This window comes from Micromonospora sp. NPDC050200 (genome assembly GCF_040656135.1).
Taxonomy (GTDB): Bacteria; Actinomycetota; Actinomycetes; order Mycobacteriales; family Micromonosporaceae; genus Micromonospora.
The window spans coordinates 1-9,198 of the sequence record NZ_JBFALG010000115.1 but is presented as its reverse complement, the minus strand read 5'-3'; the positions used below and the strand labels follow the sequence as shown (position 1 = coordinate 9,198).

The following is a 9,198-nucleotide window of genomic DNA, read 5'->3' as shown; positions in this document are numbered from 1 at the left end:
ACACCGCGACCACCCCGAACGCCAAGACACCGACCGCAACGAAGACGAAGTCCGTCAATCCCCGGCCACGCCGCACGGGTTAAAGATCAAGTTAGGTGCGCGCGTCGCGATCACCGGTCGCAACCGCATGCGCACGGAGGCGGCGGCCGCTGAGGTCCGCGCAGCCGGCGGACAGGTGGACTCTCTCGTCGCTGACCTGTCCTCCCAGGCAGAGGTCCGACGGTTGGCGGACGAGGCGCTAGAGCGCCTTCCCCGGATCGATGTCCTCGTCAACAACGCCGGGGGCTACTGGAACACCCGGAGGATCACCCCCGACGGTCTCGAGCACACCTTCGCGGTCAACCACCTGGCGCCCCTTCCTGCTCACCAACCTGTTGCTCGACCAGCTGAGGCGGAGCGCCCCGTCCCGCGTAGTGACCGTCGCATCGAACGCCGAGAGACTCGGTCGCATCGACTTTGACGATCTCCAAGGTGAGCGCTCCTACTCCGGAGCACGCGCCTACAACCAGTCAAAACTCGCGAACGTCCTGATCACCTACGAGCTCGCCCGCAGGCTCTCGGCTGGCGACGTCACTGCCAACGCTCTCCACCCTGGCCTCGTGAGCACGTCGTTCGGAGCCGAGGACCCCAGCCGATCCCAACGCCTGCTCATCCCCTTCCTGCGCGCGTTCATGACATCACCGGCACGAGGCGCCGCGACCTCGATCCAGCTCGCCTCCGCGCCAGCCCTCCAAGGCCGGACGGGGCTGTACCTCACGAAGGGCGGGCCGCAGAGGTCGTCCAAACGCAGCTACGACGAGGCTACTGCCGCACGCCTTTGGCAGGTCAGCGCCGACCTCGTCGGCCTGCCCGCAGCGGGTTGACGACGGAGAAACGCGACCGCGTCGCTCCGAAAGGGTCGCACCCTTGCGGTGGATCCAACCTCGACGTCCGATCATCGGCAGATCAGGATGTGTGACCCTGGCGCCTCGGCTGGCAAGTGCGGCGGCGTCAGGTGGCGGTGCGGGCACCGCCAAAATCCACGTGCTTCCGGCGCTGGTACCGGGCTGCCCTGCCCAATCCGGGCTCATATAGTCGTGCAGTGCACATGGAACAGGTCCGTCAGGCATACGCGTCCGTCGCCGAGCTCTACATCGGGCTGTTCGGTACACCCGAGCAGGTACACGCCGACGACCTCGCCTTCATCGGGCGACATCTGGCGGGCCGACCTGGCACGGTGCTCGATCTCGGCTGCGGGCCTGGCCATATCACCGGTTACCTTCGCTCGCTGGGCGTCGACGCAACGGGAATCGACATGGTCCCCGAGTTCATCGCCCATGCGCAGGCGGCCCATCCGAGCGGTAGCTACGAACTCGGGTCGATGGAGAATCTCGACGTTGCCGACCACTCCGTCGCCGGCATCCTGGCCTGGGGCTCGTTGATCCATCTGCCGCCGCAAGATCTCGACGGCGTACTCGCTGAGTTCCGGCGAGTAATGGCTTCGGCCGGGACGCTAGTGCTTGGTCTCTTCGTAGGTGACGAGGTCGCCGCCTTCGACCACAAGGTCGTGACCGCGTATCGCTGGCCCGTCGACGAGTTCTCCGAGCGACTGGCGCGAGCCGGCTTCACGGAAGTTGAGCGCCTGCAGCGGCCCAGCGAAGGCACTCATCGGCCACACGCCGCCATCGCGGCAATCGCGACCGAAGGGTGAGCTGAGTCGGCGAGCCTCCGTGCACTCACATCGGCATGAGCGGATGCCGAACCCGGCCACCAGCCGTGACGCTGCGTTGCGCGCGGATCGCGGCATGAGAGTGCACCGACTCGCTCGTTGATCGCGACGTTGTGGTTCGGCGTCAGAGAGGAGACCAAATCCGTTCGCGCGTCGGCAGGCTGAAGCCCCAAAATGGATGACCATGGGCAGTTGGGGTGAACTGAGTGCCGGACCGTTCACATTATTCTTCTTCAAGGACATGGTCCCGAATGACCCCATTTGCCTGTTCCAGGACGGAATGTACTCCGCTTCGATCGGGCGAGCTTCAACTCGCTACGCGCTCGGTGGCAAGCCTGACTATGACGTTGAGTTCTTCGAGTACAAGGCCACCGGACGTCTGATCGCAGACCGGCTCGACATCCTTGGCTTCGACAGCGATTCTGCACTCGAGGTTCTGAGGCAATCGATCGGCGAGAACCTTGACAGTCCGCCTTGGTTCGAAGGCAAGGGCAGAATAAATCCAGAGTGGGTCGAACGCTGGGAGGCTGAACAGGCGGCACTCGCCGAGCTTGACACTGATCGTTGGCTCAAGGCGATAGCGTCAGCAGCCGCTAAACAAAGCAAAGCTGTGTTCGAACCCCCCGATCAGGAGCCCGTCATCGGATCAGGAAAGTGGCTGCTGAACCTGATTCCTGATGAAGCAGAAAATGCCCGATGGCACCGCTTGCGGCTTGTGACTCACGCTGTGCCTGACATCGAGGTGATTCTCGACGTTTCAGACTTGGTGCATGACGGCTGGCTTGTTAAGGACGAACTGGACACAATGCCATCAGTCGCTCAAGAACGGTGGACAGCCGAATCGTCAGCCAGATCACCGATTGTCGTACTGACCGAGGGCAGCACCGACGCCGAGTTCCTTAGCGCCGGCCTTAAGTTGCTGTATCCACACCTGACCGACCTCGTGCGATTCCTCGACCCCCGCGCCAAATCCGAGGGCAGCGCAGGAGCGCTGGTCAATACCGTTAAAGCATTCGCCGCAGCAGGTATCACGAACCGCATCGTCGCCGCATTCGATGACGATGGCGCCGCGAGTGATGCCTTGAGGCAACTCAAGGCTGTCGCGCTGCCACCGAACATCGTCATCATGCAGTTTCCGCCTGTGCCAGTACCCGACGATCTGCTCGTCCGCCTCCCACCTCTCGAAGGTCGGCAACAGTCGACTGGGGATCCGAGAAATGCACGAATCTCCGGGTGCGTCGAGATGTATCTCGGATCTGACACAATCCGCGGTGACGACAACGTCACGCTGTTGATGGATCTGGCCGCCCACCACCGCGACCCTGGCCAGTACGAGGCCCGTTTCGTCGACAAGCGAAACAAGAAGAAGGTCCAAGAGAACTATCGCCGCAAGGTCCGGACAGCCGTAGCGCATGGCGGCCCGCTACCGCACCAGGACTGGTCTGCCATGGCAGCTGCCCTGAAATGCATTGTCACCGTGCAACAGACCAAGTTATAGCCAGCTCAACGAATGCACGGGCACTCACATCGGCATGTCCGGATGCTAGCCACGGAGACGACCGCCAGCGCGGAGGGTGACGAGCCGACGAGCGGTCAGCGCGCACTGACGGCGGCAGACATCCCATGTTCTGGGGTTGTCAAGTGGTTGGTCGGAGATGGGCCCAGGCGGTTGCTTCGTCGTAGGCGGTGTTGGTCCTGAGGCAGCCGTGGAGGATGCCGACGAGGCGGTTGCCGAGTTGGCGTAGTGCGGCTTGGTGGCCGGTGCCGCGGGCGCGCGGGCTGTCGTAGTAGGCGCGGGCGCCGGGTGAGCCTTTCAGCGCGCAGAACGCCCACTGATGGACGGCGTCGCCGAGTCGTCGGTTGCGGGCGTAGCGGGCCAACACGACTGTGCGGGTGCCGGAGGCGCGGGTGATCGGGGACGTGTCGGCGTAGTTCTTGCGGGCTTTTGCGTCGGTGAAGCGACGCGGATCATCACCGAACTCGCCGAGGATCCGGGCGCCGAGGACTACCCCGAGGCCGGGTTGGCTCAGGTAGTGGTCAGCGTCCCGGTGCCGGCCAAAATGGTCGGCCACCACCTGCCCGAGCTGCTCGACCTCGGTGTTGAGCGCCGTGATCAGCCGGACCTGGGCGGCGACGATCGCCGCGTAAGCGGCCTGCACTGGTGTCGGTTGGCGCAGCTGTGCCGCGCGTAGCCGCTGTTGCAGCTGGGCGGCCTTGGCGTCGATGTCGCGGCGGTTCGCCCGGCGCAACGCCGCGGCGATCTGCGACCGCGACAGCCTCGCGGGCGAGCAGGGTCCGGCGCACGGGCCAGCAACTCCAACGCATCCGGTGCGGTCAGGTCGTCGAAGACGTCCAGGGCGGCGGGGAAGAACTCGCGCAGCGCGCTGCGTAGCCGCAGCATCTGCCGCGAGCGGTCCCAGATCAACGTCTGATGGGCGCGTGCCACGAGCTTCATCGCCTCAGCATCGGCGCTGTCACCAGCAACCGGGCGGTGATGGGAGTGGTCGAGACGCACGATCTCGGCAAGCACGTGCGCGTCGCCGGCGTCGGACTTCGCACCCGAGGTGGAGTGCCGTTCGCGGTAACGGGCCACCGACATCGGGTTGATCGCATACACCTGATAGCCGGCCGCGAGCAGCGCTTGCACCCATGGGCCGCGGTCGGTCTCGATACCGATCCGCACCTTGGCTGCGGCCTCGGCCGGGTCGAGGTCGGCCCACTCGGCCGGCATCCGTTCGGCGATTAACGCATGCAACCGGGTGACACCCTCGAGGCCTTCGGGCAGTCGTTTGCGGGCAAGCCTGGCCCGTGGTCGTCGACGAGCTCAACGTCGTGGTGGTCCTCGGCCCAATCGTCTCCCAGATACAGCATCACGCCTCTTTCCTCAATGGACAGTACCGTCCATGGCAGCGTGGAAGAGACTTCAGCGATCTAATGGCCAAGTGCTCACCGCAGAGCTTGCAGGGCACGTCATCCCATCAGCTGTCCAGCCTCCTCACGACCAGCGGGCGCACGGTCTGCCGCAAGACCTCGAAGGCCTGATGAGTGGAGTGCTGACCCGCCAGCCGCTACCGGAGCCATCCTGCACCCGCAGGCTGGCAGAACCCATTAGATGAGTGCACATGATCATGAAGGCGTCATCACGGCGAGTTCGGAGGCTTGGTCTTCTGCGGGTGAATCGTCTCGTGACGGGCCAGCATGGCAACGAACTCGCTGATCTTCCGCTCGCGGGTCTGCGCCCGTTTGACGGCATTGACGCGGTGGATGAGAGCGAACCGGTTGGTCTTGGTGAGCACGTCGAACATCGCCTGGGCGGCGGGGTCGGCAGCGATGGCGGCGAGTAGGTCGGCCGGCACCTCGGCTTCCGACGGCGGGGCGTAGGCGGCCGCCCACCGCCCGTCCGCCTTGGCGGCTTCTACCGCGACGCGGCCTGGTGGCAGCATTCGCCCCTGCGCCTCCAGCCGGGCCACGTGGGCGACGTTGCGTTGTGACCAGGAACTGCGGGGCCTGCGAGGGGTGAACCGGATCCAGGAGGTTTCCTGATCCCGTTTACGGGCCTGCCCGTCGATCCAGCCGAAACACAGGGCCTCGTCGACCGCCTGCTGCCAGGTCACCGTCGTGACTGTGCCGCCCTTCTTGGTCAGGGCGAGCCAGACACCGGGCGACGTGGCGTGGTTGGCCGACAACCACGCCCGCAGCGCGTCGGCGTCCGCGACGATCAACTCATCCAGTTCAGCGCTCGCCATGACGGTGAGGTTAACGGCTGCGCCGTGGCCGCAGCCTCTGCCTGTGGGTCAGCCCGACTCGCCGGGCTGGCGGCGCGCCGGTCGCTCGGCGGACCGTCGGGGGCAGGACCTCGATGCTCAGGACGGTCTCGACGTCGGGCCGGCATGTCGGACTCCTCGTGCAGGTGCCGGTTGCGGCGAGCGTCGTCCACGACCACGGGCCTCTGACAATCGCCAGCGCCATCCACAGTGGCGGCCAGACGCCGTACGAGCCGGCCACGCCCGGCGATCCAGCCGCGCACCTCAACCGCTCGGTCTGCGACATGTGAATGCATCGCCGCTGTTGACCTGGCTGGGCATACTCGGCCACATGCTGACTCGCCGCTTGGAGCATCGGGTGCGTAGCGACTTTTGGCCATCGGAAGCCGAGACGATCCTGGAACTCTTGGCCGCGCTTCAATTGCCGTTCCTTGAGCGCAGCGCGGAGGAGACCGAGCGTGTTCAAGCGGCGGTCGTGCTTCTCGCCGGCGGTGACAGCCGGCGGTTCCTCATCGCGGCGGCTGAGGCTGAACAGGATTGGCGAGATGTCCTTGTCGAGGCCGGGCTAGCCGAAGAGGATTGGCTCGATCGGTTGAGTGCTGCCCTCGGCTAAGTGTCGTTACGTCCGGTCATCGGCAGATCCAAACACCGATCAGCGCAGCCCCTCGTGGCGCTGCCGGGCGCGCGCATCGCGGCAGATTAGTATCGGCCACCGCGCCCTCTGGCTGGCAGTTCGGTGGTGGTCGGCGCTAGAGGCTCGCGGTCGGGGAGGAAGGCGAGGGGGTCATGCACTCGTGGGGCTCGTTTACACCCGCTGAGCAGACCTTGCTGCGTCGCGCGATGTCGGACAGCTGGCTCGCCGGGACGGTGCAGGTCTACGGGGTGGATATGCGCTGGGCGGGGGCCGATGGGGCGCCCCCGGCGCGCAGCTATACCGAGCACGAGCAGCGGATGTTGGTGCCGCTGCTCGCCGCGGTGACCACGGATCTCGTCGACCGTGGCCTGCTGACCGTCCGCGAGTCGGCCGGCCTGGCTCCCTCCGTCTCCGACACGACGGTCGAGGGCAGCGGCTTGCGCGCGGTCCTCGCGAAGGCGGAAAACTGGCTCTGGCCACCGCATACGCCATCCCAGTTCCGGTTGTCCGTCCCTCGGTTCGTTCGGGAGCAGTGGTTCGACGGCGCATACCCCACGGCAGACAGCAGCGATCTTCTCCGCTGGGGCCAGCTGGACGTAGGTCAGCGCGAGGTCCTGGTCTGCGCCGCCGAGGCTAGCGGGATGCTGACCGGGCCGTTCGGTATCTGGGACGGCCCGCCGGCCGAGCTGGACGCCACGCAGCGCTTGGACTGGGTCGATCGGCATCTGGCAGCGTTGCTGCCCTTCGTCCGCGATGGCTTGATCGAGGTACGCCGCTACTCCGAGGCTGCCAGCGACGAATTCACGGTCATCGGCGTAGACGGTCTGCGCGACACTCTGACCGATCCCACCCTATGTTGCAGTGATCTTGATTGGGGTGTGGGAGTGGGATGCGTGTTCACCTACGCTGGACTCGCGGTATGGCGGGGTGGCTGGAGCGGTGCCTGGAACGCTCGTCTGACGTTCGAGTGACCGCCACGGGTCCGCAACGCCCGCCACAATCGCTTTCGCTTGGTCAGCCGCACCGTCGGGGAACGCACGCATCTCGGCAAAGTCGTGAGCCGGTCAGGTTCCGTGCGCGGCTGATCCTGCGGTTCGGTTCCCTTGTGCCGGCGTGCACGGGGTGGTCATGTGCAGGAGACGCAGGTGCGTGCAAACGGACGGATTGCGAGGCGGTCGGTGGGGATTGGGCGGCCGCAGCGTTCACAGATGCCGTAGGTGCCTGAGTCCAGGCGTGTCAGGGCCTCGTCGAGGTCGGCCAGTCGGCGGCGGGTTGCGGCGAGGACGGCGGTGAGCTGTGCGCGCTCGTAGGCGATTGTGCTGCCCTCGGGGTCGTGTTCGTCGTCGGCGTTGGAGTCCTGGCTGGCCTCGAACACGGCGTGCAGGTCTGCCGCGAGCCCGTTCACCTCGTCGGCGACCGCTGAACGCAATCGCTCCAGCTGAGCGCGAGTGCCGTCGAAGGTCACCGTTCTACGGTACGTTCCGCGGCCGTCGGGGTTGCGGAAGCGCTCGACCGGGTCCACCAACGGCCACCCGTCGCCGAGATCGGGCGCGCACACATCGGCTACGACCGGAAGTCCCGGCCTGACCTGGCTGGTCACCGCCAGTGACACGCTCGGGCCCGCCATTGCGCACCAACGGCGGCAGATGCGGATGTTCTAGATTGTGAAGCTCTCGGGCGCACCTTCGCCCACGCGGCCATCCACGGCCTCACGCAGGATGTCCGCGTGGCCTGTGTGTCGCGCGTACTCCTCGATCATGTCCAACAACATGTCGCGGACGGTGGGGGTACGTCCGTCCGGCCAGGTAAAGGACGCCGGTCCGTCGAGTCCACGTTTCCCGACGACCTCAGCGACCAATTCGCGCGACCGCTCGACAGCGTCTCGCCACGTTGTGTAGAGGTCCTCGGGAGCGTCCAGGCTTCCAGTGCGCCATTCCCAGGCATGAGCGTGCACTTGAGTCTCCCAACGCCAGCCAGCGCCATGGAGTGCATACCCCACCCAGTCTGGTGGTAGCAGGCGGCGGTAGGGTGTCGGTCCATGCCATCGGTCAAGCAGGTCCAGGTCACCTTCGACTGCATCGAACCCGAGCGCGTCGGTCGGTTCTGGTGTGAGGTGCTGGGGTACGTCGTGCCGCCTCTCGAGGGCTTCGGAACGTGGGACGACTTTCAGCACTCGATGCCGCCCGAGGAGCAGGGCTCGTGGTTCGCCTGCGTCGATCCCTCGGGGGTCGGCCCGCGTCTGTACTTCCAGCGCGTGCCCGAAGGCAAGGTGGTCAAGAACCGCGTCCACCTCGACGTGCGGGTCGCCTATGACCTTGAGGGCGAAGAGCGGCTGGCCGCCATCGAGGCCGAGTGCGCTCGGCTCGTCCCACTCGGCGCGAGACGCGAGCGACTGCTGTACGACGGCACCGACGCGTGCATGGTCATGCAGGACATCGAGGGCAACGAGTTCTGCCTCACCTGAGGACCCGCCGACCGGTCATCGGCATGTGCGTATGCCGACCGAGTCAGCACTTCGTGACGCCGCGTAGCGCGCGGATCGCGGCAGATCCGGATGGGGAATGGGAGACCGGCCTACGCCCCGAGATCGTCAAGAGGCAGGCGCTCGCCCATCGCGGCATGTACCAGTACGCGCCACCGAGCCGGTTCCACGTCTGGATGAACGACGTCACAATCCGAGCGATCAACCTCCCCGGCATCCGCGGCCTCGTCCGGCGCGGCATCGAACGCCAGAACCGCTGAAAGCGACCCGAAGACAGGCGTGAGGACTGCGATGTGTCTCATCGGCATGATGCTTGCATCGCCGCCGAGGTCTCGCGGAGGCCTGGAGTACATGACGATGTTGGTGGTGTCGCGGCGTAGGGCGGCAATTGCGGACGTTGATGCAGCACGTTGACCCGGCCGGCGACGGCGTTGACTTCCTTCTGTGGCTCGGGGCGCGGGAAGGATGCGCCCTTTCGAGGGGCGCTGTTTCTGGAGGCGCCCCGCGTCCTCGTACTGATGGTGTGGGGCGCGGCGTAACGCGCCCTCACCATGCCACTGTTAGCCCATGCTCTTGGCACCGTCCAGGGACTCGCGGATGATGTCGGCGT

Annotated in this window: 13 protein-coding genes and 1 pseudogene; 10 read left to right on the top strand and 4 right to left on the bottom strand. The window is 66.0% G+C overall.

Going from position 1 to position 9,198, the window contains the following annotated elements; all coding sequences use genetic code 11:
• The 4 genes from AB0I41_RS33945 to AB0I41_RS33930 all read left to right on the top strand — a co-directional run.
• On the top strand, positions 1-460 hold a 460-nt coding region (locus AB0I41_RS33945), incomplete at its 5' end, for an SDR family NAD(P)-dependent oxidoreductase (RefSeq protein WP_357115219.1).
• Between the two features lie 139 nt (positions 461-599).
• Positions 600-863 carry a hypothetical protein gene (locus tag AB0I41_RS33940; protein WP_357115217.1) on the top strand — a complete coding sequence of 88 codons (264 nt, stop codon included), beginning with the start codon at positions 600-602 and terminating at the stop codon, positions 861-863.
• Positions 864-1,081: 218 nt separating this feature from the next.
• On the top strand, positions 1,082-1,690 hold the full coding sequence (locus tag AB0I41_RS33935; protein ID WP_357115215.1) for a class I SAM-dependent methyltransferase: 609 nt from the start codon (positions 1,082-1,084) through the stop codon (positions 1,688-1,690).
• A gap of 202 nt (positions 1,691-1,892) precedes the next feature.
• Positions 1,893-3,206: a hypothetical protein gene (locus AB0I41_RS33930; protein ID WP_357115213.1), complete on the top strand. Its 1,314-nt coding sequence runs from the start codon at positions 1,893-1,895 to the stop codon at positions 3,204-3,206.
• Positions 3,207-3,345: 139 nt separating this feature from the next.
• Here AB0I41_RS33930 and AB0I41_RS33925 read toward each other — a convergent pair.
• Positions 3,346-4,579: pseudogene (locus AB0I41_RS33925) on the bottom strand (IS110 family transposase).
• On the opposite strand from AB0I41_RS33925, the gene AB0I41_RS33920 reads away from it, so the two are divergent.
• On the top strand, positions 4,517-4,750 hold the full coding sequence (locus tag AB0I41_RS33920) for a hypothetical protein (RefSeq protein ID WP_357115223.1): 234 nt from the start codon (positions 4,517-4,519) through the stop codon (positions 4,748-4,750). The pseudogene AB0I41_RS33925 and the gene AB0I41_RS33920 sit on opposite strands and share 63 nt — an antisense overlap.
• A gap of 98 nt (positions 4,751-4,848) precedes the next feature.
• Here the strand turns inward: AB0I41_RS33920 and AB0I41_RS33915 are convergent, their stop codons facing one another.
• Entirely contained in the window at positions 4,849-5,454 is a 606-nt protein-coding gene (locus tag AB0I41_RS33915; RefSeq protein ID WP_357115210.1) for a YdeI/OmpD-associated family protein, read from the bottom strand.
• 113 nt (positions 5,455-5,567) lie between these two features.
• Here AB0I41_RS33915 and AB0I41_RS33910 point away from each other — a divergent pair, with 113 nt between their 5' ends.
• From AB0I41_RS33910 to AB0I41_RS33900, 3 genes are all read left to right on the top strand, one after another.
• The gene (locus tag AB0I41_RS33910) at positions 5,568-5,762 is read left to right on the top strand and encodes a hypothetical protein (RefSeq protein WP_357115208.1); all 195 of its coding nucleotides are present in this window, start codon (positions 5,568-5,570) and stop codon (positions 5,760-5,762) included.
• A 41-nt stretch (positions 5,763-5,803) separates the two neighbouring features.
• Complete coding sequence (locus tag AB0I41_RS33905; protein ID WP_357115206.1) at positions 5,804-6,085, top strand: hypothetical protein; 282 nt, start codon at positions 5,804-5,806, stop codon at positions 6,083-6,085.
• Between the two features lie 227 nt (positions 6,086-6,312).
• The gene (locus AB0I41_RS33900) at positions 6,313-7,077 is read left to right on the top strand and encodes a hypothetical protein (protein WP_357115204.1); all 765 of its coding nucleotides are present in this window, start codon (positions 6,313-6,315) and stop codon (positions 7,075-7,077) included.
• Positions 7,078-7,232: 155 nt separating this feature from the next.
• On the opposite strand, the gene AB0I41_RS33895 is transcribed toward AB0I41_RS33900, so the two are convergent.
• Both AB0I41_RS33895 and AB0I41_RS33890 read right to left on the bottom strand, forming a co-directional pair.
• Positions 7,233-7,544, bottom strand: a complete 312-nt coding sequence (locus AB0I41_RS33895; protein WP_357115221.1) for a TraR/DksA C4-type zinc finger protein — start codon at positions 7,542-7,544, stop codon at positions 7,233-7,235.
• Positions 7,545-7,763: 219 nt separating this feature from the next.
• A complete protein-coding gene (locus AB0I41_RS33890) occupies positions 7,764-8,060 on the bottom strand; it encodes a DUF664 domain-containing protein (protein WP_357115202.1) in 297 nt (98 codons plus the stop codon).
• Positions 8,061-8,144: 84 nt separating this feature from the next.
• Between AB0I41_RS33890 and AB0I41_RS33885 the strand changes: the two genes are divergently transcribed.
• Positions 8,145-8,570 carry a VOC family protein gene (locus tag AB0I41_RS33885; RefSeq protein ID WP_357115200.1) on the top strand — a complete coding sequence of 142 codons (426 nt, stop codon included), beginning with the start codon at positions 8,145-8,147 and terminating at the stop codon, positions 8,568-8,570.
• 53 nt (positions 8,571-8,623) lie between these two features.
• Positions 8,624-8,848 carry a hypothetical protein gene (locus AB0I41_RS33880; protein WP_357115198.1) on the top strand — a complete coding sequence of 75 codons (225 nt, stop codon included), beginning with the start codon at positions 8,624-8,626 and terminating at the stop codon, positions 8,846-8,848.
• Positions 8,849-9,198: the final 350 nt, after the last annotated feature.